At 61.3% G+C, this 19,979-nt stretch carries 20 protein-coding genes and 1 tRNA gene; 12 read left to right on the forward strand and 9 right to left on the reverse strand.

Features of this window, described 5'->3' with window-relative positions:
• The first annotated feature begins 19 nt into the window (after positions 1 to 19).
• The 3 genes from ACSZOQ_RS00735 to ACSZOQ_RS00745 all read left to right on the forward strand — a co-directional run bounded on the left by ACSZOQ_RS00735 (position 20) and on the right by ACSZOQ_RS00745 (position 2,961).
• Entirely contained in the window at positions 20 to 1,276 is a 1,257-nt protein-coding gene (locus tag ACSZOQ_RS00735) for an MFS transporter (RefSeq protein ID WP_439924215.1), read from the forward strand.
• A 117-nt stretch (positions 1,277 to 1,393) separates the two neighbouring features.
• Positions 1,394 to 2,467, forward strand: a complete 1,074-nt coding sequence (locus ACSZOQ_RS00740) for a tellurite resistance/C4-dicarboxylate transporter family protein (protein ID WP_439924216.1) — start codon at positions 1,394 to 1,396, stop codon at positions 2,465 to 2,467.
• A gap of 417 nt (positions 2,468 to 2,884) precedes the next feature.
• Positions 2,885 to 2,961, forward strand: a tRNA-Met gene (locus ACSZOQ_RS00745).
• Here ACSZOQ_RS00745 and ACSZOQ_RS00750 read toward each other — a convergent pair.
• The 3 genes from ACSZOQ_RS00750 to ACSZOQ_RS00760 all read right to left on the reverse strand — a co-directional run bounded on the left by ACSZOQ_RS00750 (position 2,947) and on the right by ACSZOQ_RS00760 (position 4,156).
• On the reverse strand, positions 2,947 to 3,168 hold the full coding sequence (locus ACSZOQ_RS00750; RefSeq protein ID WP_439924217.1) for a hypothetical protein: 222 nt from the start codon (positions 3,166 to 3,168) through the stop codon (positions 2,947 to 2,949). The two genes, ACSZOQ_RS00745 and ACSZOQ_RS00750, sit on opposite strands and share 15 nt — an antisense overlap.
• A 181-nt stretch (positions 3,169 to 3,349) precedes the next feature.
• A complete protein-coding gene (locus ACSZOQ_RS00755) occupies positions 3,350 to 3,784 on the reverse strand; it encodes a c-type cytochrome (protein ID WP_439924218.1) in 435 nt (144 codons plus the stop codon).
• 96 nt (positions 3,785 to 3,880) lie between these two features.
• Complete coding sequence (locus ACSZOQ_RS00760; protein WP_439924219.1) at positions 3,881 to 4,156, reverse strand: metal-sensitive transcriptional regulator; 276 nt, start codon at positions 4,154 to 4,156, stop codon at positions 3,881 to 3,883.
• 55 nt (positions 4,157 to 4,211) lie between these two features.
• On the opposite strand from ACSZOQ_RS00760, the gene ACSZOQ_RS00765 reads away from it, so the two are divergent.
• Positions 4,212 to 6,689, forward strand: a complete 2,478-nt coding sequence (locus ACSZOQ_RS00765) for a heavy metal translocating P-type ATPase (protein ID WP_439924220.1) — start codon at positions 4,212 to 4,214, stop codon at positions 6,687 to 6,689.
• A gap of 239 nt (positions 6,690 to 6,928) precedes the next feature.
• Here ACSZOQ_RS00765 and ACSZOQ_RS00770 read toward each other — a convergent pair whose 3' ends face one another.
• A complete protein-coding gene (locus ACSZOQ_RS00770) occupies positions 6,929 to 7,366 on the reverse strand; it encodes a DUF2147 domain-containing protein (protein ID WP_439924221.1) in 438 nt (145 codons plus the stop codon).
• Between the two features lie 357 nt (positions 7,367 to 7,723).
• Here ACSZOQ_RS00770 and ACSZOQ_RS00775 point away from each other — a divergent pair, with 357 nt between their 5' ends.
• The 8 genes from ACSZOQ_RS00775 (at position 7,724) to ACSZOQ_RS00810 (ending at position 14,032) form a co-directional block, all read left to right on the forward strand.
• Positions 7,724 to 8,329, forward strand: a complete 606-nt coding sequence (locus tag ACSZOQ_RS00775) for a superoxide dismutase (protein ID WP_439924222.1) — start codon at positions 7,724 to 7,726, stop codon at positions 8,327 to 8,329.
• Positions 8,330 to 8,570: 241 nt separating this feature from the next.
• Positions 8,571 to 8,771 (forward strand): hypothetical protein, encoded by a 201-nt coding sequence (locus ACSZOQ_RS00780; protein WP_439924223.1) that lies wholly within the window; start codon positions 8,571 to 8,573, stop codon positions 8,769 to 8,771.
• On the forward strand, positions 8,768 to 9,526 hold the full coding sequence (locus ACSZOQ_RS00785; RefSeq protein ID WP_439924224.1) for a metal ABC transporter ATP-binding protein: 759 nt from the start codon (positions 8,768 to 8,770) through the stop codon (positions 9,524 to 9,526). Before ACSZOQ_RS00780 ends, ACSZOQ_RS00785 begins: the two co-directional genes overlap by 4 nt.
• Positions 9,527 to 9,533: 7 nt before the next feature.
• Positions 9,534 to 10,403, forward strand: coding sequence for a metal ABC transporter permease (locus tag ACSZOQ_RS00790; RefSeq protein ID WP_439924225.1), 870 nt, complete (start codon positions 9,534 to 9,536; stop codon positions 10,401 to 10,403).
• Entirely contained in the window at positions 10,400 to 11,329 is a 930-nt protein-coding gene (locus tag ACSZOQ_RS00795) for a metal ABC transporter solute-binding protein, Zn/Mn family (protein ID WP_439924226.1), read from the forward strand. Before ACSZOQ_RS00790 ends, ACSZOQ_RS00795 begins: the two co-directional genes overlap by 4 nt.
• A gap of 134 nt (positions 11,330 to 11,463) precedes the next feature.
• Positions 11,464 to 12,552, forward strand: a complete 1,089-nt coding sequence (locus ACSZOQ_RS00800) for a CobW family GTP-binding protein (RefSeq protein WP_439924227.1) — start codon at positions 11,464 to 11,466, stop codon at positions 12,550 to 12,552.
• Positions 12,552 to 13,568, forward strand: coding sequence for a WD40 repeat domain-containing protein (locus ACSZOQ_RS00805; RefSeq protein WP_439924228.1), 1,017 nt, complete (start codon positions 12,552 to 12,554; stop codon positions 13,566 to 13,568). Before ACSZOQ_RS00800 ends, ACSZOQ_RS00805 begins: the two co-directional genes overlap by 1 nt.
• Positions 13,569 to 13,684: 116 nt before the next feature.
• Positions 13,685 to 14,032 carry a hypothetical protein gene (locus tag ACSZOQ_RS00810; protein WP_439924229.1) on the forward strand — a complete coding sequence of 116 codons (348 nt, stop codon included), beginning with the start codon at positions 13,685 to 13,687 and terminating at the stop codon, positions 14,030 to 14,032.
• A gap of 90 nt (positions 14,033 to 14,122) precedes the next feature.
• Here ACSZOQ_RS00810 and ACSZOQ_RS00815 read toward each other — a convergent pair whose 3' ends face one another.
• From ACSZOQ_RS00815 to ACSZOQ_RS00835, 5 genes are all read right to left on the reverse strand, one after another.
• Entirely contained in the window at positions 14,123 to 15,559 is a 1,437-nt protein-coding gene (locus ACSZOQ_RS00815) for a homospermidine synthase (protein WP_439924230.1), read from the reverse strand.
• Positions 15,560 to 15,696: 137 nt separating this feature from the next.
• Positions 15,697 to 16,674: a cation diffusion facilitator family transporter gene (locus ACSZOQ_RS00820; RefSeq protein WP_439924231.1), complete on the reverse strand. Its 978-nt coding sequence runs from the start codon at positions 16,672 to 16,674 to the stop codon at positions 15,697 to 15,699.
• 157 nt (positions 16,675 to 16,831) lie between these two features.
• A complete protein-coding gene (rnk, locus tag ACSZOQ_RS00825) occupies positions 16,832 to 17,260 on the reverse strand; it encodes a nucleoside diphosphate kinase regulator (RefSeq protein ID WP_439924232.1) in 429 nt (142 codons plus the stop codon).
• A gap of 367 nt (positions 17,261 to 17,627) precedes the next feature.
• Positions 17,628 to 18,227: a GNAT family N-acetyltransferase gene (locus ACSZOQ_RS00830; protein WP_439924233.1), complete on the reverse strand. Its 600-nt coding sequence runs from the start codon at positions 18,225 to 18,227 to the stop codon at positions 17,628 to 17,630.
• Positions 18,228 to 18,361: 134 nt separating this feature from the next.
• Entirely contained in the window at positions 18,362 to 19,504 is a 1,143-nt protein-coding gene (locus tag ACSZOQ_RS00835; RefSeq protein ID WP_439924234.1) for a type III PLP-dependent enzyme, read from the reverse strand.
• Positions 19,505 to 19,979: the final 475 nt, after the last annotated feature.

Raw genomic sequence — 19,979 nt, forward strand, 5'->3', positions numbered from 1 at the left:
TTCTTTTCAGGAGCTACCCGTGGAACATCCAGTTGTCGGGGTTAATGCGACGGACGAGCCCAAGGGCAACGCCAGGATTTTGTTCATTTCGACCGTGGCGTTTTCGCTTGGTTTTGCGATTTGGGGGATGTTTTCTGCGCTCGCCCCCTTTCTGATCGAATGGTACCATTTTACAAGCACGCAGGTGCTCATCTTGGCGGCGATGGAGCCGCTTTTCGCTGCGGCCATCAGCATCCCGCTCGGCATCTGGACTGACAAGTTCGGCGGCCGCACCGTGTTCACAGTTTTGCTGGTTTGCCTTTCGGTCGTTCTAATTTTCGGAACTTATGCCGAGGGTTATTATTCGTTTCTGTTTCTTGGAATGATGCTCGGACTCGGAGGCGCGACCTTCGTGGTCGGTAACGCTCACGTGTCGTCTTGGTATCCGAAGTCGAAGCAGGGCATGGCTTTGGGGCTGTTCGCCCTTGGCAATATCGGCATTACCGTGGGTATGATGACCGTTACGTTCGTGATTACGAACCTCGTGGACGCGAATGACGCGGACGGCTGGCGTATCATTTTCCCGATCTTCGCCATTCCCACGCTGTTGATGGCGGCGGTTTACATGTTTTTCACATCGGACCCACCGAACAGAAAACTTAAAAATACGTCGATGAAGGAGATCTTCGCCGTATACCGTTCGGGCGTGGTCGTGTGGCTTGTGCCAGGCCTTTACTGGGTGGCTTTCGGCACGCTGGTGTTCTTTGCGTCCACGATGCCGACCTATCTGGTTGACTATTGGCACGTGAATCCTACCAGCGCTTCCGCCTTTTACACCCCGCTTCTGGTGGTCTGCGTTGCCATTACCCGGCCGCTCGGCGGTTGGCTGGCCGACCGGTACGAAGTTCTATCACTTCTGACCTGGATGTTCGGTGCCATGTCCATTCTGGCTGTGTTGTTGGCCTTGCAGGTTTCACTGAGCTTGGAGTTGGTCGCCATCTATGGGTTGGCGCTGTTGTCGGGTGCCGCCGCGGCGGCAGTTATCAAGCTGATCCCGATCTACTTTGAGCATGTGGGCGCGGTCAGCGGACTGGCGAAAGCGGCCGGAGCGGCCTGCGGGTTCACGATGACGGCGATCCTGGCCGCGAGCAACTTCCTGCTGGGTGGCTACACCTTGGGGTTTGTCGTCTGGGCGGTAATGAACATCGCCGCGTTCTACGTGTCGTTCTCGCGCGTCGGCTTCAGAGATGTGAAGCCGGTCAGTGCAGCGATTGCAGCCGCCGTTCCTGCACATTGAAGTCGGCCCTGAGCTGATTTCCGATGTGAAGTTGGCTTATTCAAAGACATCACTACCGCCCCGGTCACGGGGCGGTAGCGCCGAGGCGGTGTTTGAGCTCAAGGTCAACAAAGTCTAGTGCAGCCGTTCGATCAATCGAAACGTCGCTTCCGGTTTCGCATGCGCGGCGCCCGTCGCCTCTCACCGGCCTATTTCGCGTTGGTCATGGCCACAGGGATCGTGTCCATCGCCTCGGAACGAGCTGGCTTCCATCCCATCGCTGTCGTCCTTCTGTGGCTGAATGGTACGCAGTTTGTAGTGCTCTGGGTTCTCACATCGTGGCGGCTCGTCCGCTATCGTCGAGCGCTAATTGCCGATTTGACAGACCATCGATCGGCGCCAGGATTTCTCTCCGCCGTGGCGGCCACGGGCGTGATGGCAAATCAGCTGATACTCGCTGGTGCGTTAAATCTTGCGCTGGGACTCTGGATTTTCGGCATTTTACTCTGGATCATTCTAACCTACACGATTTTCGCCAACCTGACGATCATGGAGACAAAGCCGACGATCGATCAGGGAATCACCGGGGCTTGGTTGCTCGCGGTTGTCTCGACGCAAGCAATATCGCTTCTCAGCGCGCTTCTTGCGCGACACATCAGCCAGCCCCTCAGGTTGGATGTCAATTTTCTCGCCCTGTCGATGTTGCTATGGGGCGGCATGATGTACATCTCGATCATCTCGCTGATTTTTTATCGCTACATGTTCTTCAAGTTCTCGCCCGCCGATTTCGTGCCCTCGTACTGGATCAACATGGGCGCGATGGCGATCTCGACGCTCGCCGGCTCGGTGTTGATTGAGAATGCAGCGGATGCATGGTTTCTTGATGAGCTGCTCCCCTTTCTCAAGGGATTCACGATCTTCTTCTGGGCGGCTGGAACCTGGTGGATTCCACTGCTTATCGTCCTGGTCGTTTGGCGGCATTTCTATCGACGGTTTCCGCTCAGATACGATCCTGCGTATTGGAGCGCGGTCTTTCCGCTAGGCATGTACACGGCGTGCACCTACGAGATGTCCAGCGCCATGCGACTGGACTTCCTGCGCCCCATTGCAGATGTGTTCATTTACGCGGCGCTGCTGGCCTGGACGGCAGCCTTTATCGGTCTGGTGAGGAAGCTCGCCAGTAGCCTGATCCCCGCCCTTAGTCCTCGCTAGTCGGCACAGCGCAGATTTCCCTAAGGCCGCCGTTCCTCCGGCCTACGGCCGGATTTGGTATTCGGAGCCCGGTGGCTTGAATACGTATGGACTTGGAATTTATGAAGCAGGTTGCTGTGCGAATGGAAGCATCCAATCCGGACGATGTGCGGGAGCCGTGTAATCGAGAGCAAAGCTAATTCATAACCTGTCGGGAGGCACAGGACCGACGAAATAGGTTGGCCTCTGGCATCATAAAATTCAGAAAATATGAGCCGCGGGCCTTTCCAAAACAAATCTGTATTGGTACATACGCGTTGCACCACGGGCATTTGCCCGGGTTGCCTTCTCAGAAGCCTCCGGACGGAATTGGTCGACGCCTCGAGCGTCGATGAAGCATCTCCCGACATGGGTTTTCGAAGGCGCGCAGAAACTTAGCGCGGGGTGGAGCAGCCCGGTAGCTCGTCAGGCTCATAACCTGAAGGTCATAGGTTCAAATCCTATCCCCGCAACCACCGATGCTTGCGATAGCAAGTCATCCAGAACCCCGGCTTCCGAAAGGAAGTCGGGTTTTTCTTGGCCGCAACAAATTGCTGGATCGCCACCAAGTCACCGCGCAGCACGATCGTGAGCGTTTCTCCCTCAAGATCGACGTGGCAAAGACCGGATGATCTCGGCACCCGGGTCTTGCTGGTGAACTCCTGGCAAAACTCCTTGAACAAGGCCCGGCGCCGTTAGATCGGTGTTCAATCCGTCAAAATCGACTTCTCGAGCGCGTCGGATCGAATGTTCGGCCGGTTGTCGCAGGTGCCGTTATTGCGCGCCATCGCGCAGCCCGACGAGGTCTCTAGAGATCACGGTGTAGCCGCCATCGCGGTCCGGACACGCCGTCCCCGTTCAGCGTTATTGCGATCGTGCGAGATGACCAGCCAAGTAGTCCGAGACGCTACGACGCACAACCTCGGCTTCAACCCCGTTAATCGTGCGATCGCCGCGGATTGCTTCACCGTTAGCGTCAAAGCGCTTCACGACAATCATAGCCGAAGCACGGGTTGCCGCCAGACTTGCCGTATTCGATGGGCAGGCCGGCGATGCCGTGGAGGGCATGGCGTCACCGTTCAGGATCATCGGAATGAGGCCGCCCGGCTCGGTCGTCGTCACCAGCGAGTTGGCGTCGAGGCGCGGAAAAACGCTTTTCGCGCCATGGCCATCCGTGAAGTGACAGGCATTACAGTTGTCGAGATAGAGACGTGCGGCCAGAGTTGCGGTGAGGCGGTGGCAATAGCTGATGGGTCGTTGCGGGCGATGCGCGCGGCGGGCTGAGGTCGGAAACGACATATTCTGCTTGCTGGCCTTGAAAGCCCGCAGACATATTCGAAGCGATCGAAGTACGGCTCGAACTCGTCGTAGGTGGCGCCTCCGTCCCCCCTGGAACTACCGATCCGCCCGGCCGATAACGGCCATCAACTCCGCGATCTTGCGGCGCTGATCGGCCTTGTCGCCGCTTGTGATTGCGTGTTCGACGCAGTGCGCGACGTGATCTTTCAGCACTTCCTCCTCGACGCGCCGAAGCGCTGCGCGCACCGCCGAGATCTGCGTCACGATGTCGATGCAATAGCGGTCTTCGTCCAGCATTCGGGACAGGCCGCGCACCTGGCCTTCGATACGGTTGAGGCGCTTCCGGCAGGATATCTTGAGATTGTCGCGCATACGCAGTATATACCCCGAAGGGGTATATACTGCAAGGCCGATTGCGGAGATCCGGATGAGCGGAGCAGACCAGGCAGAGTCCAAAAATGGCTGCGACTGTGAGGCTGAAGCGCAGCCCGCATCCGTCAGTTCATCAAGCGGGTCGGGTTGCTGCGGCGGGGAAGCTGCGAAGGCACATGCTCACGGAGCGGACGCGCCTGGTCACGATCCTCACCATGGTCACGCCGTCGACGCGGATCATGGAAAGGTTCTCGATCCCGTTTGCGGCATGACCGTCGATCCGCAGACCAGCAAGCATAGCTTCGATCATCACGGCACGACCTATCATTTCTGCTGTGCCGGTTGCCGGACCAAATTCGCCGCAGCCCCGCAGTCGTATCTCGACAAGTCCAAGACGCCGCCGCCGACAGACGTTCCCGAAGGCACGATCTACACCTGTCCGATGCATCCGGAAGTCCGACAGGTCGGGCCCGGCGCCTGTCCGATCTGCGGCATGGCGCTGGAGCCGGAACTGGTGTCGCTGGACGATGCGCCCAGTCCGGAACTTGCGGATATGTCGCGCCGCTTCTGGATTGGATTGGTCCTTGCTCTGCCTGTGGTCGCGCTGGAGATGGGCGGGCACATTGTTGGAGCGCATGGCTGGGTTGAGCCGACGCTATCCAATTGGATTCAGCTCGCGTTTGCAACGCCGGTGGTGATCTGGGCCGGCTGGCCGTTCTTCGTGCGCGGCTGGCAGTCGCTGCTGACGCGCAACCTCAACATGTTCACGCTGATCGCGATGGGTACCGGCGTTGCTTATGTCTACAGCCTTGCCGCCACCTTCGTGCCCACGATGTTTCCGCTGGCCTTTCGCGGACACGACGGTGCGGTCGCGGTCTATTTCGAGGCAGCGGCGGTCATCACGATCCTGGTGCTGCTCGGGCAGCTGCTTGAGCTGCGCGCGCGCGAGGCAACGTCGGGCGCGATAAAGGCGCTGCTCGATCTCGCGCCGAAGACCGCGCGCCGTGTCGATCTGTCAGGCGCGGACCATGACGTGGCGCTCGACGAGGTGGCCGTCGGAGACAGGCTCCGGGTTCGCCCCGGCGAGAAGGTGCCGGTGGACGGCAACATTGCCGAGGGCAGGTCGTCGCTCGATGAATCTATGGTGACCGGTGAATCCATGCCGGTCAGCAAAGAGGCGGGCGCCAGCGTAATCGCCGGCACTATCAACCGGTCTGGAAGCTTCGTCATGCAGGCCGAGAAGGTCGGGCGTGACACGCTCTTGTCCCGGATTGTGCAGATGGTCGCGCAGGCTCAGCGGTCCCGCGCGCCGATCCAGCGCCTGGCCGATCAGGTTGCAGGCTGGTTCGTGCCCACCGTGATCGCTGCGGCCGTCGTGGCATTCGCTGTCTGGGCATTCGTCGGACCCGAGCCGCGTCTGGCGTTCGGCCTGGTTGCGGCGGTGAGCGTGCTGATTATCGCCTGTCCGTGCGCGCTCGGTCTCGCCACGCCGATGTCGATTATGGTGGGTGTCGGACGCGGTGCGCAGGCCGGTGTCCTGATCAAAAACGCCGAAGCGCTCGAGCGCATGGAGAAGATAGACACGCTGGTGGTCGACAAGACCGGCACCTTGACCGAGGGCAAGCCCAGGCTCGTCGCCGTCGAGGCTGCAGCAGGCTTTCAGAAAGACGACCTGCTGCGTCTTGCTGCAAGCGTCGAGCGATCCAGCGAACATCCGCTGGCGGATGCCATTGTGGCCGCGGCGAAGCAACGCAATCTGGTTCTGACCGACGTGCAGGAGTTCGACGCGCCGGCCGGAAAGGGCGTGACCGGAACGGTCGAGGGCAGGACGGTGCTGATCGGTTCGGCGGCGTTCCTGGTATCGCGGCACGTTGCCGTGCAGAACATGGAGTCCCGGGCCGAACAACTGCGCGCCGACGGCGCCACCGTCCTCAACATCGCAGTGGACGGCAAGCTGGCCGGGCTGCTCGCGATCGCCGATCCCGTGAAGCCGTCGACGCCGGCGGCCCTGAAAGCGCTGGCAGACGACGGCATCAAGGTCATTATGCTGACCGGCGACAATCGCACGACCGCCAACGCGGTGGCAAAGCAGCTCGGCATCGCCGATGTCGAGGCGGATGTTCTTCCCGAGCAGAAGAGCGCCGTCGTCACCCGACTTCAGAATGAGGGACATGTCGTGGCGATGGCCGGAGACGGCATCAACGATGCGCCGGCGCTCGCTTCCGCTGATGTCGGTATCGCCATGGGCACCGGGACCGACATCGCCATGGAGAGCGCCGGCGTGACGCTGCTCGGGGGCGATCTCGGTGGGATCGTTCGCGCCCGTCGTCTCTCCGAGGCGACAATGCGCAATATCAGGCAGAACCTGTTCTTCGCCTTCATCTACAATGCCGCTGGCATTCCGATCGCGGCCGGCGTTCTCTATCCGATCTTTGGCCTGCTGCTATCCCCGATCGTGGCGGCGGCGGCCATGGCGCTGTCATCGGTGAGCGTCGTCGGCAACGCGCTTCGACTGCGCAGCACAAGGCTTTAGAGCATTTTCCGGCTAAGTGGGATCCGGTTAGCCGTTAAGAAAATATTCTCGATCAATAACTTGCGCGTATTCTGATCGCAAAACCGGTATCTACTTTTCCGGAATACGCGCTATAGCGTTTTCGAGCGAAGTGGATACCGGTTCCCGTGAAGAAAACGCGTCAAATCAAAATCATAGAGCCCCGCTTCTGATTCCATCAGAAGCGGAAAGGCTCTAGCCGAATACCGTCGGCCCGGCCTTCAGCGGTGGGAACGCGTCCAGACTTCTCCACCGCACAATGCGCCGACACAGCCTTCGACGCGCAACGCGCCGGGTCCCGCGACAGAGATGTTGCTGGCGTAGCTATTGCCGTCATCGGCGTTGTAGATCGTGCCGGACCATTTGTTTGGGCCGCTTTGCGACATGCCGTGGAACAGCGGCAGCCCGATCATCGGCCGCTTGGCCAGCTCCGGGTTGTGATTCTTGTCGTCGACGACAGGCCTTCCAGTCGCGGGATCGATCGGGCTGCGCAACCAGACCACAACGCCGCACATTCCGCCGCGACATCTGCTGACACGGACCTTGGCGTCACCAGCCTGTGTCAACCAGATGCCGGTGGGGTCGGCTGGTGCCTGTGCGTCGGCGACAGATAACGTGGCGGCAAGGATTGCAATCGCAAAACCAGATCGCACGAGCATGACAACCTCCGGAGATATCCGGTGTGCATAACAAAAAAACGGAGTCGTGCAACGTGGCAGGGCGAAGCCATGTAGCTGTCGCGACAGGATGTCTCAGCGATTGCCTGCTCGCGCCGTGGAGGTCGCCGTGGCCGGATCGCGAGATGGCTGGATCGCGAGCGGGCGGCAAGCAGGTGTGGGCAACGAGCTGCGCGTCTCGCGAATACGCGGCCTGCAAGACTGGATACCCGGCGTTGACCGCTCTTACGTTATGGTATGTAACGCTATTGTAGTCTCTGCTGGCGAAGGAACCCTCGTAAAGGGCTCGTCAGGATTCTTTCATCTCCACCAATTCTCCCACCATTCGGATAATAACCCATGACCTTCACGCTTCCGGACCTGCCTTATGCCCATGACGCGCTTGCGCCCCATATGTCCAAGGAAACCTTGGAATATCATCACGATAAGCACCACCAGGCTTACGTGACAAACGGCAATAACGCGATCAAGGGGACCGAATTCGAGGGCAAATCGCTCGAGGACATCGTCAAGGGCTCGTATGGCAAGAGCGCGTCCGTGGGCATCTTCAACAATGCCGGCCAGCACTATAACCATCTCCATTTCTGGAAATGGATGAAGCCGAACGGTGGCGGCAACAAGCTGCCCGGCCGTCTGGAGAAGAAAATCACCGAGGATTTTGGCAGTCTGGACAAATTCAAGGCCGATTTTGCCGCCGCGGGCGCCGGGCAGTTCGGCTCGGGTTGGGCTTGGCTGCAGGTGAAGAATGGCAAGCTCGAAGTGTCCAAGACACCGAACGGCGAAAATCCGCTGATTCACGGCGCGACCCCAATCCTTGGCTGCGATGTCTGGGAGCACTCCTACTACATCGACTACCGCAACCGCCGTCCCGATTACCTCAAGGCGTTCCTGGATAGCCTGGTGAACTGGGATTACGTCGACGAACTGTTTTCCAAGGTCGGCTGATAGTTGCTTCGGGCGAATGCCCGGTATGAGAGTTCAGGGAGGCGGCACGATTGTGCCGCCTTTTTTATCAGCCCTGACCGCGTGGGGGCGACCTTGCCTTGCCGCGCCGAGGCCGTGATGGGCCCTACGTCGGGTAGTGGGGTTGTCCGCTGGACACCTGTGATGTTATAATATAACGATTATAGGCCAGATATTGGCAGTTTGGCTCCTTGTCTCGTTCCGGGGCCGGAAAGCGTATCAAGTGCTCCATTCTCACGACCGCGACCATGCTCAGGCTCATGAGCATGGACACGCCCATGGACATACCCACGGGCCGTCCTCGCCGCATCCCTCCCAGGTGGTGCCGTGGTCGATTCTGCGGATGGCGCTGATTACGCGGCTCGGCACCGCGCTTGCGGTCAGCCTCAGCCTTTGGGTTGCCGTCGTATTGGCGATGAAATGACGGCGCAGCTGCAGTTTCGCGATGTTACCCTCGGCTATGACCGGCACCCTGCCGTGCATCATCTGAGCGGCGAGATCGCATCCGGTGAGCTGCTGGCGGTGGTCGGCCCGAACGGCGCGGGCAAGTCGACGCTGTTTCGCGGCATCGTCGGCATCCTGAAGCCGCTGGCCGGATCGATCGCTTCCGGCGATCTCGATGTCCGCGACATCGCCTATCTGCCGCAGAGCGCGGAGATCGACCGCAGCTTTCCGATTTCGGTGTTCGATTTCACCGGCTCCGGGTTGTGGCGCTCCACCGGTGCGTTCGGTGGACTTGGCAAGCGCGAGCGTCGGCGGATCGTTGAAGCCCTTGCGGCCGTCGGCCTCAACGGATTCGAAAATCGTCCCATCGGCACGCTATCGGGCGGGCAGATGCAGCGGATGCTGTTCGCGCGCGTGCTGTTGCAGGATGCAGCCGTGATCGTGCTGGATGAGCCGTTCAACGCCATCGACGCCAAGACGTCGGCCGATCTGCTCGCTTTGGTGCGGCGATGGCATGAGGAGAGGCGCACGGTGCTCGCGGCGTTGCACGACATGGATCTGGTGCGTGCGAATTTTCCGCAGACGCTGCTGCTCGCGCGCGGCGCGGTGGCGTGGGGCCCGACGGCGCAGGTGCTGACATCAGACAATCTGTCGCGGGCCCGGCAGATGTGCGAAGCCTTCGACGACGGTGCTGCCGCCTGCGCGGCGCACGTGCTGCCGCCGCGCGCGGCCTGAGGCATTCATGGTCTACGACTTTCTGGTCGCTCCCTTCGCCGATTTCGAATTCATGCGCCGTGCGCTGGCGGCGGCGATTGCGCTCGCGCTCGGCGCCGCGCCGATCGGCGTGTTCCTGATGCTGCGGCGGATGAGCCTCGTCGGCGATGCGATGGCGCACGCGATCCTGCCGGGCGCGGCCATCGGCTTCCTGCTGTCGGGCCTCAATCTGTTCGCGATGACTGCCGGCGGGCTGATCGCGGGATTCGCGGTGGCGATTCTGGCGGGGGTGGTGTCGCGCGTCACCGAATTGAAAGAGGATTCCTCGCTGGCGACCTTCTATCTGGCGTCGCTGGCGCTCGGCGTCACCATCGTGTCGGTCAAGGGTACCAACGTCGATCTGCTGCATGTGCTGTTCGGTAACATTCTTGCGATGGACAACCAGACGCTGCTGGTGATTGCGGTCAATGCCACCTTGACGCTTGTGGTTCTCGCCGTGATCTACCGCCCGCTGGTGATCGAATGCGTCGACCCGTTGTTTCTGCGGACCGTGAGCCGCGCCGGAGCGCCGGCGCATCTGGCGTTTCTGGCGTTGATCGTCGTGAACCTGGTCAATGGCTTTCATGCCCTTGGCACGTTGCTCGCGGTCGGGCTGATGGTGTTGCCGGCCGCCATTGCGCGATTCTGGTCGCGCGACATCACCGGCATGATGATGATCGCCGTCGTCAGCGCGATGCTGTCGGGTTACGCCGGACTGGTGCTGTCGTTTCACAGCAAGGTGCCGTCCGGGCCGGCGATCATCCTGATGGCCTCCGCGCTCTATGTCGTGTCGGTGCTGTTCGGAAGCGTCGGCGGGGTGCTTCGGCAGCTTTTCCCCGCACCCCATCTTGAAGCATGATGATGGACGCCATGGCGCGGTCTCGCCGTCTCGCATTCTGGGTAATCGCGATCGTGCTGGCTGCACTGGCTCCCGCTCGCGCTCAGGATCGCGTTGAAGTGGTCGCGAGCTTCTCGATCCTCGGCGATTTCGCGAGGGCCGTCGGAGGCGCACGGACCGATGTCACGACGCTGGTCGGGACGAACGGCGACGTGCATGTGTTTACCCCGACGCCGGCAGACGCCAGGAAGGTCGCGGCCGCGAAGCTGGTCATTGTTAATGGCCTCGGTCTCGAAGGCTGGCTGTCGCGGCTGGTGCAGGCCTCCGGCGGTCACGCGGCGATCGTCGTTGCAACCACAGGCGTTCCGTCGCGCGGAAGCGCTGCCGGTGAAATGTCCGGCGCGCGCCACAGCGAGGGTTCAGCGGATCCACATGCATGGCAATCCGTCGCCAATGCCAAGATCTATGTCGCCAATATTCGCGACGCGCTGATCGCGGCTGATCCCCCGGGGGAAGCGGCTTATCGGGCCAATGCGGCTGCCTATCTGATGAAATTGGATGCGCTGGATCGCGAGGTTGGTGAGGCGGTAGCCCGGATTCCGCCCGAGCGCCGCAAGGTGATCTCGACCCACAACGCCTTCAGCTATTTCGAGGCAGCTTACGGGATCGCCTTCATCGCCCCGCAGGGCGTCTCGACCGATAGCGAGCCAAGCGCGCGTGACATCGCTGCGACCGTTACCCAGATCAGAACCGCCAAAATCCCGGCGATCTTTCTGGAAAATCTCAGCGATCCGCGGCTGATCCGCCAAATCGCCGCCGAAGCCGGGGCAAGGGTCGGCGGGACACTGTATTCCGACAGTTTGAGCGACGAAAAGGGCGACGCCCCCACTTACATTGACATGGTCAGGCATAATATAAAGGCGCTGACGAGCGCACTGGCGAAATAGCCGGGCGGCGCCTTTTTTTGCTCTTCCCCTTGGAAGGGTCGGTCGCGAAGCGGCCAGGGCGGTCGCTGAATGTCCGTGTGCCATTGACCCCAGCCTCTCCCGCAAGGGGAGGGGAGCAGCCACGAGTGGAATTGATGTCTGATGTAAACGCTCCCGCCTCGACGAAAATCCCCGTGACCGTGCTCACCGGCTACCTCGGCGCCGGCAAGACCACGCTGCTGAATCGTATCCTCTCCGAAAATCACGGCAAAAAATACGCCGTGATCGTCAACGAATTCGGGGAGGTCGGCATCGACAACGACCTGATCATTGGCGCCGACGAGGAAGTGTTCGAAATGAACAACGGATGCGTCTGCTGCACGGTGCGCGGCGACCTCGTGCGCATTCTCGAGGGACTGATGAAGCGCAAGGGCAAGTTCGACGCTATCATCGTGGAGACCACGGGCGTCGCCGATCCGGCCCCGGTGGCGCAGACCTTCTTCGTCGATGAGGACGTGCAGAAGAATGCGCGGCTCGATGCGGTGGTGACGGTCGCCGACGCCAAGTGGCTGAGCGAGCGGCTGAAGGATGCGCCCGAAGCCAAGAACCAGATCGCCTTTGCCGATGTCATCGTGCTCAACAAGACTGACCTGGTATCCAAGTCCGAGCTGGCCGAGGTCGAAGCGCGGATACGCGGCATCAATCCCTATGCCAAGCTGCATCGCACCGAGCGCTGCCAGGTGGCGCTGTCGGATGTCCTGGAACGCGGCGCGTTCGATCTCGACCGTATCCTCGAACTCGAGCCGGATTTCCTCGCCAAGGACGATCACGATCATCACCATGATCATCACGATCATGGCCACGACCCCGACCATCATCATGACCATGATCACGACCATGACCATGACCATGACCATGACCATGGTCTGAAGCACTATCATGACGAAGAGATGCAATCGATGTCGCTCCGTTCGGACAAACCGCTCGATCAGGAAAAGTTCATGCCATGGCTGCAGGAACTCCTGGCGGCTGAGGGGCAGAAGATCCTGCGCTCCAAGGGCATTCTGGCTTTTGCCGACGATGATGATCGCTACGTCTTCCAGGGCGTTCACATGATGTTGGAGGGCAGCCGCCAGCGCGAATGGAAGCCCGACGAGAAACGCGAAAGCCGTCTCGTGTTCATTGGTCGCGAATTGCCGGAAGCGCTGATCCGCGACGGCTTCCAGAACTGCATCGCCGCGTGATGACCATCTCCAGCGCTCCGCAGCAGAACTCCATCACCTCGGTCGGCGAACGCGTGCGCCCCGTTTCCATCGGCATGCCGGTTGCCGCCGTGTATTTCATAGGCGATCGCGCTGCCTTCGTCGGGGACGAGGAGACGATTACGCTGGTTTCCAGCGACGGCGAGAAGGTCGCAGTGACCGTTCATGGCGGCGCGATCCTGTCGTCGGTTTCGGACGGTACGCGGATCGTCACCAGCGGCGACGACGGCAAGGTTGTCGCGCTGGATATGAAGGGCGAGAGTTCGGTCCTTGTGACCGACGCAAAACGCCGCTGGATCGACAACGTCGCGGTCCATCCCGATGGCGCGCTTGCATGGTCCGTCGGCAAGACCGCATTCGTGCGCGGACTCAAGGGCGAGGAAAAGTCGCTCGAAGCGCCCTCGAGTGTTGGAGGACTCGCGTTCGCGCCGAAGGGCCTGCGGCTCGCGATCGCGCACTACAATGGCGTGACGCTATGGTTTCCGAACATGGTGGCGCAACCGGAGCGGCTGGAATGGGCCGGCTCGCACCTCGGCGTCATCTTCAGCCCGGACGGCAGGTTTATCGTCACCGCCATGCACGAGCCGGCGCTGCACGGCTGGCGGCTGGCCGACGCGCAGCACATGCAAATGACCGGCTACCCAAGCCGCGTCAAATCGCTCTCATGGAACACGGGCGGAAAATTGCTGGCCACCTCCGGCGCGGACCGAGTGGTCGTTTGGCCCTTCGCCAGCAAGGATGGGCCGATGGACAAGGAGCCGATGATGCTGGCGCAGTTGCAGGCGCGCGTCACCGCGGTTGCGTTCCACCCCTCGCAGGACTTCCTCGCCGCTGGCTACGATAACGGCACTATCCTTATGGTGAAGATCGCCAATGGCGCCAAAGTCGTCGTTCGCCGTGACGGTGATGCACCTGTCGCCGCGCTGGCATGGAATGCGAAAGGCTCGATGCTGGCTTTTGCCTTGCAGAATGGCGACGCGGGGCTAGTCGATCTCTAGCCGGTTCCGAAACGGCCATTCATGGTTTGTTGAGCGTGGTTCGCGGGCCTTCGGTTCCAGCAGGAACTTTGCCCGCGCCGAGCTGTTGGTCCCGCGAAAGGATTTGCGGTGAACCGATGTCTGTGAGCGAACACAACGCCAATGCGAGAAAACGCAACGCCAGAAAAGATCTGGCGATCGCGACCGCGGTCGTCGCGGTCGGTATGGTCATGTCTGGCGTGTCTCTGATGCAACTCGCGCAGGGACAATCGGAGATCGCCCAGGTGCCTTCTCCGCAAACCTCTCCTGTCGTGCCCGCTGGTAAACAGAATGGGCCTGCTGAAGCGGAGCCGGGCGGCAGCCGTCCGACCACGCCCGCGCCTGAGCCCGCACAGCCCGATGCCGATGCGCAAAAAGCGGGCACTCAGCCGGCGCTTCCGCCCGCTCCGGCAGAGAAGGTCGCTCCGCCGATTCGGGATAAGTAGGATAGCGACAGATGCTATCGTCGTCCCTGAGCACGCAGGCTCGACCGAAGCGATGTGTTTCCGATCGCTATTTCCGCATCTCTTCGGAGATCACCGCACCAGCACATTCCTGAATTGCCACGGATCCGAGCTATCGATGTCTTCGGGAAAGAGACCGGGGCGGTCGGTCAGTGGCGTCCAGTCGGTGTAAAAGCCTTTCACCGGGCCGAGATAGGGCCGCTGGATCTCGAGGCAGCGGCGGAAGTCCATCTCGTCGGCCTCGACGATGCCGGCTTCCGGATTTTCCAGCGCCCACACCATGCCGGCCAGCACGGCGGACGACACCTGCATGCCGGTGGCGTTCTGATACGGCGCGATGCGGCGGGTTTCCTCGATCGAGAGCTGTGAGCCGAACCAATAGGCGTTCTTGCCGTGGCCATAGACCAGCACGCCGAGCTCATCGATTCCGTCCTCGATCTCGTTTTCGTCCAGGATGTGCCACTTCGGCTGCATCTTGCCCTCCGCACCGAACATTTCGTGCAACGACAGCACTGCGTCGTTCGCCGGGTGATAGGCGTAGTGGCAGGTCGGGCGATAAATCACGTTCTGGCCATCGCGCACCGTGAAGTAGTCTGCGATCGAGATCGATTCGTTGTGCGTGACTAGAAAGCCATACTGTGCCCCCGGCGTCGGGCACCATGAGCGCACGCGGGTATTGGCGCCGGGTTGCAGCAGATAGATGGCGGCCTGACATCCAGTGTCGTGCTTGCGGCCGTTCTCGGGTATCCACTTTTCATGCGTGCCCCAGCCAAGCTCGGCGGGCTGCATGCCTTCCGACACAAAACCTTCCACCGACCAGGTGTTGACGAACACGTTCATCGGTCTGGGCCTCTTCGAGCGCTGCGTGTCGCGTTCGGCGATGTGAATGCCCTTGACGCCGAGTTTGTGCGCGAGCTGGCCCCAGCCTTCGCGACTCTTCGGTTCGTTGAACGGCGTGTTGGTATCGCGCGCGATGTCGAGCAGCGCCTGCTTGACGAACCATGACACCATTCCGGGGTTGGCGCCGCAGGTGGAAACCGCGGTGGTTCCGCCTTCGCTCTTGCGCTTGGCGGCGAGCAGCGTTTCGCGTAACGCGTAGTTGGAACGCTTTTCCGGACCGGCGCTTTTGTCGAAATAGAATCCGAGCCAAGGCTCGACCACGGTGTCGATGTAAAGCGATCCGATCTCGCGGCACATGGTCATGAGATCGACGGAGCCGGTGTCGACCGACAGGTTGACGCAGAAGCCCTGGCCGCCGCCTTGCGTCAGCAGCGGGACAAGGACGTCGTGATAGTTGTCGCGGGTGATGGCCTGCTTGATGAATCTGACGCCGTGCTTTTTTGCCAGCGTGTCGTCCGCGTGCGGATCGACGATGACGAAGCGCGATTTGTCGAATTCGAAATGCTTCTCGATCAGCGGCAGAGTACCTTTGCCGATCGAACCGAATCCGATCATCACGATCGGGCCGGTGATGCGCGCATGCACGGGCGAAGCATTGGACGACATCATATATCTCCAGACTGTCGGGAAATTGCGGACCGGCAAAAGCGGCCGCTGGAAACCCCTGAAAACGACAAAACGTCGATGAAATCAAGGCCCGCGCACGGTTTCGCGCTGTCATGCCGCGGTCATATGATCATGGACAATCATACGACATGGTCGGGCGCGAGCGCACAATCGACGTCTGCCGATGTCTCGACTTGCAGTGTGGTGTGGCCGATGCCGAAACGGCGCTGCAATTCACGGCAGGTCTCGATCAGGAACGCATCGCCGGGATTTCCCGCCGGCATGACCAGATGCGCGGTCAGGGCCGTTTCGGTGGTGCTCATCGACCAGATATGAAGGTCGTGGATCGACGCGACGTTGGGATGCTCGGCGAGGAAGTCGCGCACTGCGGCCGGATCGATGCCGGAAGGTACGGCTGCCAGCGTCATCGCGGCACTTTCGCGCAAAAGGCTCCATGTGCCCGCGACGATGACCGCGACGATGACGAGACTCATCGCCGGATCGAGCCAAAGCCATCCCGTCGCCATGATCGCGGTGGCGGCCAGAACCACGCCGAACGAGACAGCGGCATCTGCCATCATGTGCAGATAGGCGCCCCGAATATTGAGATCGGTGTTGCGGCCCGATGCGAACAGCCACGCGGTGACACCGTTGATAATGATTCCGATCGCGGCGACGACGATCACGGTCAGGCTCTCGATCGGCTCGGGATGAATCAGGCGCTGGATCGCCTCGAGCAGGATCGCTCCGCATGCGATCAGCAGAAGGATCGCGTTGAGCAGCGCAGCCAGGATCGAGGTTTTGCGCAGGCCGTAGGTCAGACGCGGCGTCGGTGGGCGCCGCGACAGCACGGCTGCGATCCATGCCACCACCAATCCCAACACGTCGGACAAATTGTGTCCGGCATCGGCGAGCAGCGCCGTGGAGTTCGCGGTGAAGCCGTAGCCGGCTTCGATGATGACGAACGCAGCATTCAGGCCGATCCCGATCGCGAAGGCGCGGCCGAAATTCGCGGTATGACCGTGGCCAATATGATTGTGCCCGTTCCCGCCATGATCGTGTTCGTGGCGCGCATGATCGTGATGGGAATGGTCATCATGATGGTGGCTGCTCTGCATGTACCAAGTCTATAGCGTTTTCGAGCGAAGTGGATACCGGTTCGCGTCAAGAAAACGCGTCAAAACAAAAGCTGGACAGCTGCAAAAGCACAGTCATGGCGGTGATATTTTATAACGTAACGTGCCTGTCTTCGCTTGCGCGGAGATAGGCACGCCGTCACTTTCCGTGAGTCGGCGATGCTGGCCAGGATGACCCGACCGCGATCACCGTCAGGGAGCGCCATCCGCCGGACGGCGTTTGAAACTCGATGCTCTGTCCCGCGGACAAGCCGATAAGGGCTGCGCCGATGGGAGTGAGAATCGAGATCTTTCCGGCATCGACATCGGCGTCTTCCGGATAAACCAGAATGACGGTCCGTTTCTGACCGCTGATGTCGTCGATGAAAGTCACTTCGGATTGCATCGTCACGATATTGCGGATGGATCGATCAGCCGGGATGATTTCGGCGCGATCGATTTCACGGGCGAGAAATTCCGCTGTCGCGGGATATTTTTCCATCGCGGCTTCAGCCAGGTGCCGCAGACGATCGATATCGCGCGCGCTGATGGCGATGGCGGGGAGGCGTGTTTGCAGATTGTCGAGCATGTTGTTCACCGCGAGTTGGCTGTGGCGAGGTTGATCGTGGAGTGATTGAAAACAATCACGACCAGGACGGCACGACTTGCGACGATGATGCGTCGCCCGATGTGCCAGGAAGATGAAGTGTTCAGTTGGGAATGCAGTCGAACTTGATATATCCCGGACGGCACGGACGCGCGTCCGCCCGGGTCAGCTTCCTGCGTGAAGGTGACCGGCGCGCAGCAACAAACGGTTATTGCAAACGTTCGACATCATTATTCAAAGGTATGACGATCCGCGCGGAAGTCAATGCGCGGACCGCGACATCTTGGCGCGAGTGGTGGTTGTCAAGGCACAGCTTGCCGGGGCGAGCCTTATCATCGGCTGATCCCGTTCACGCCGCGCGCGACATCGGCCGCCGGATTTTCCGATCATGATATCGCTCCGCTATCGATGCTGGCGCGCCGGTCGGTACGATCAGTCCCGAAGCATCTTCAAGCGCGCCCGCCCGCAGTTCGACCGCCAGCAACCGGTCCCGTTCGAACGGGCCGGGCAGGGACAGGCTGCCGGTTCTGAGCGCCGAGAAGCCGAAGCGTGAATAATACGGTGCGTCTCCGAGCAGGATCACCGCGCCATGGCCGCGCGCTTGCGCAATACCGAGCGCGCGCTTCATCAATGCGGTACCGACGCCAAGCTTGCGGCAGGATGCATCGACGGCGAGCGGTCCGAGGACAAGCGCCGGAACACCTCCGGCGCTGACGTGCCATAGCCGCACGGTTCCGATCAGGTTGCCGTTGCCGACCGCAGCCAAAGCGAGGCCATCGGCCGGCGCGCGTCCATCGCGCAAGCGCTGGCAGGTGCGCGCATGCCTTCCTTCTCCGAAGTTCGCATCCAGCAGTGCTTCGCGCGCGGCGCCGTCGGAGGCGCGTTCCGCGCGGATTGCGAACGGGGCAGTTTCGGTGAAGGCGGCGGTCTTTTTCAAAACAGCAGTCATGACGCGTCAGTCCCCACTCCGACGGGCGAGTGGCCGCGGAGTGTTGTCAGCAAATGATTGTGACGGGGTGGAAGCCGGCGGGCCGGCTCCCGGTTCTCTTTCACCTCTCCGCGAACGGAAAGGGGAGCCAGCGCTCAGATGTGATACGTCTTCAGCGGCGGGAAGCCGTTGAAGGCCACCGACGAGTAAGTCGACGTATAGGCGCCGGTGCCTTCGATCAGCAGCTTGTCGCCGATCTCGAGCGTCACCGGCAGCGGATACGGCTGCTTCTCGTAGAGCACGTCGGCTGAGTCGCAGGTCGGCCCCGCCAGCACGCACGGCGTCATCTCGGCGCCGTCATGCGGCGTCCTGATCGCGTAGCGGATCGACTCGTCCATGGTTTCGGCAAGGCCGCCGAACTTGCCGATGTCGAGATAGACCCAGCGGTTCTCGTCGTCGTCGCTCTTCCTGGAGATCAGAACGACTTCCGCCTCGATCACGCCGGCGTTGCCGACCATGCCGCGGCCCGGCTCGATGATGGTCTCCGGGATCTGGTTGCCGAAGTGCTTGCGCAGCGCGCGGAAGATCGACCGGCCGTACTGCACGACCGGCGGAACGTCCTTGAGGTACTTGGTCGGGAAACCCCCGCCCATGTTGACCATGGTCAGGTTGATCCCGCGCTCGGCGCAGTCACGGAACACTTGCGAGGCCATCGCGAGCGCACGGTCCCACGCCTTCACCTTGCGTTGCTGCGAGCCGACATGGAACGAGATGCCGACCGGCTCGAGGCTCAGACGCCTGGCGAGGTCGAGCACTTCGACCGCCATTTCCGGGTCGCAGCCGAACTTGCGCGACAGCGGCCACTCGGCGCCGGCACAATCGTAGAGGATGCGACAGAACACCTTCGCGCCGGGGGCGGCGCGGGCGATCTTCTCGACCTCGGCGGTGCAGTCGACGGCGAACAGGCGAATGCCGAGCGCGTAGGCGCGCGCGATGTCGCGCTCCTTCTTGATGGTGTTGCCGAAGGAGATGCGGTCCGGTGTCGCGCCGGCGGCCAGCGCCATTTCGATCTCCGCGACGGTCGCGGTGTCGAAGCACGAGCCGAGCGTGGCCAGCAGGTTCAGCACCTCGGGCGCCGGGTTGGCCTTCACCGCGTAGAACACGCGCGAGTCCGGCAAGGCCTTCGCAAAGGTCTGGTAGTTGTCGCGCACGACTTCGAGATCGACCACGAGGCAGGGCTCGGTGTCGTTGCCTTTGCTGCGGCGGTTGCGCAGGAATTCCTGAATGCGTTCGGTCATAGCACTCTCCCAAACGGCCCAGCGACGGGATCCGTTCAAAAAATTGTTCGCGGACATGAGTGCTCTGGCGGTGCCGCACGATGGAGACGCGACAATGCCTCGAACTCAGTACCGAGCTGTGCTGCCGTGGATTGGTTGGGATGATCCCGCCCGCACACCTGGCAATGAAGGACAAGCCTTTTCAGTAGCCCGCGCCGGCGGTGGAAGGCCGGTAGAGACCAAAAAAGCCCGATCCGTCGTTGCTTTAAGTCGCGTCCCCCGTTGAGAGCGGGGTGCGCCGGTTCGCCTCCGGCTGCCAGTCACGGTTGCAAGGAGCGAAGTCGCCTTCAACGGCATCCCTGGAGAGAGATGCTGGCCTCTCAGTCTCGATCGATACGACCGACTTGAGCGACCCTCGGCTACTTCACCCTTGGCGGCTGTCCGGCCTCTTGTCCGGATACCTACCGACTGACACACGACCACAGGCACGTGCGAA

Origin of the sequence: Nitrobacter sp. JJSN (genome assembly GCF_051912485.1) — a bacterium.
Lineage (GTDB): Bacteria > Pseudomonadota > Alphaproteobacteria > Rhizobiales > Xanthobacteraceae > Nitrobacter.

Coding starts and splice junctions, on each gene's coding strand:
- ACSZOQ_RS00800 (WP_439924227.1), top strand. CDS start 11,464: ATGTCTGATGTAAACGCTCCCGCCTCGACGAAAATCCCCGTGACCGTG.
- ACSZOQ_RS00755 (WP_439924218.1), bottom strand. CDS start 3,784: ATGTCGTTTCCGACCTCAGCCCGCCGCGCGCATCGCCCGCAACGACCC.
- ACSZOQ_RS00810 (WP_439924229.1), top strand. CDS start 13,685: ATGTCTGTGAGCGAACACAACGCCAATGCGAGAAAACGCAACGCCAGA.
- ACSZOQ_RS00770 (WP_439924221.1), bottom strand. CDS start 7,366: ATGCTCGTGCGATCTGGTTTTGCGATTGCAATCCTTGCCGCCACGTTA.
- ACSZOQ_RS00785 (WP_439924224.1), top strand. CDS start 8,768: ATGACGGCGCAGCTGCAGTTTCGCGATGTTACCCTCGGCTATGACCGG.
- ACSZOQ_RS00820 (WP_439924231.1), bottom strand. CDS start 16,674: ATGCAGAGCAGCCACCATCATGATGACCATTCCCATCACGATCATGCG.
- ACSZOQ_RS00835 (WP_439924234.1), bottom strand. CDS start 19,504: ATGACCGAACGCATTCAGGAATTCCTGCGCAACCGCCGCAGCAAAGGC.
- ACSZOQ_RS00790 (WP_439924225.1), top strand. CDS start 9,534: ATGGTCTACGACTTTCTGGTCGCTCCCTTCGCCGATTTCGAATTCATG.
- ACSZOQ_RS00775 (WP_439924222.1), top strand. CDS start 7,724: ATGACCTTCACGCTTCCGGACCTGCCTTATGCCCATGACGCGCTTGCG.
- ACSZOQ_RS00815 (WP_439924230.1), bottom strand. CDS start 15,559: ATGATGTCGTCCAATGCTTCGCCCGTGCATGCGCGCATCACCGGCCCG.
- rnk (WP_439924232.1), bottom strand. CDS start 17,260: ATGCTCGACAATCTGCAAACACGCCTCCCCGCCATCGCCATCAGCGCG.
- ACSZOQ_RS00760 (WP_439924219.1), bottom strand. CDS start 4,156: ATGCGCGACAATCTCAAGATATCCTGCCGGAAGCGCCTCAACCGTATC.
- ACSZOQ_RS00805 (WP_439924228.1), top strand. CDS start 12,552: ATGACCATCTCCAGCGCTCCGCAGCAGAACTCCATCACCTCGGTCGGC.
- ACSZOQ_RS00795 (WP_439924226.1), top strand. CDS start 10,400: ATGATGATGGACGCCATGGCGCGGTCTCGCCGTCTCGCATTCTGGGTA.
- ACSZOQ_RS00765 (WP_439924220.1), top strand. CDS start 4,212: ATGAGCGGAGCAGACCAGGCAGAGTCCAAAAATGGCTGCGACTGTGAG.
- ACSZOQ_RS00830 (WP_439924233.1), bottom strand. CDS start 18,227: ATGACTGCTGTTTTGAAAAAGACCGCCGCCTTCACCGAAACTGCCCCG.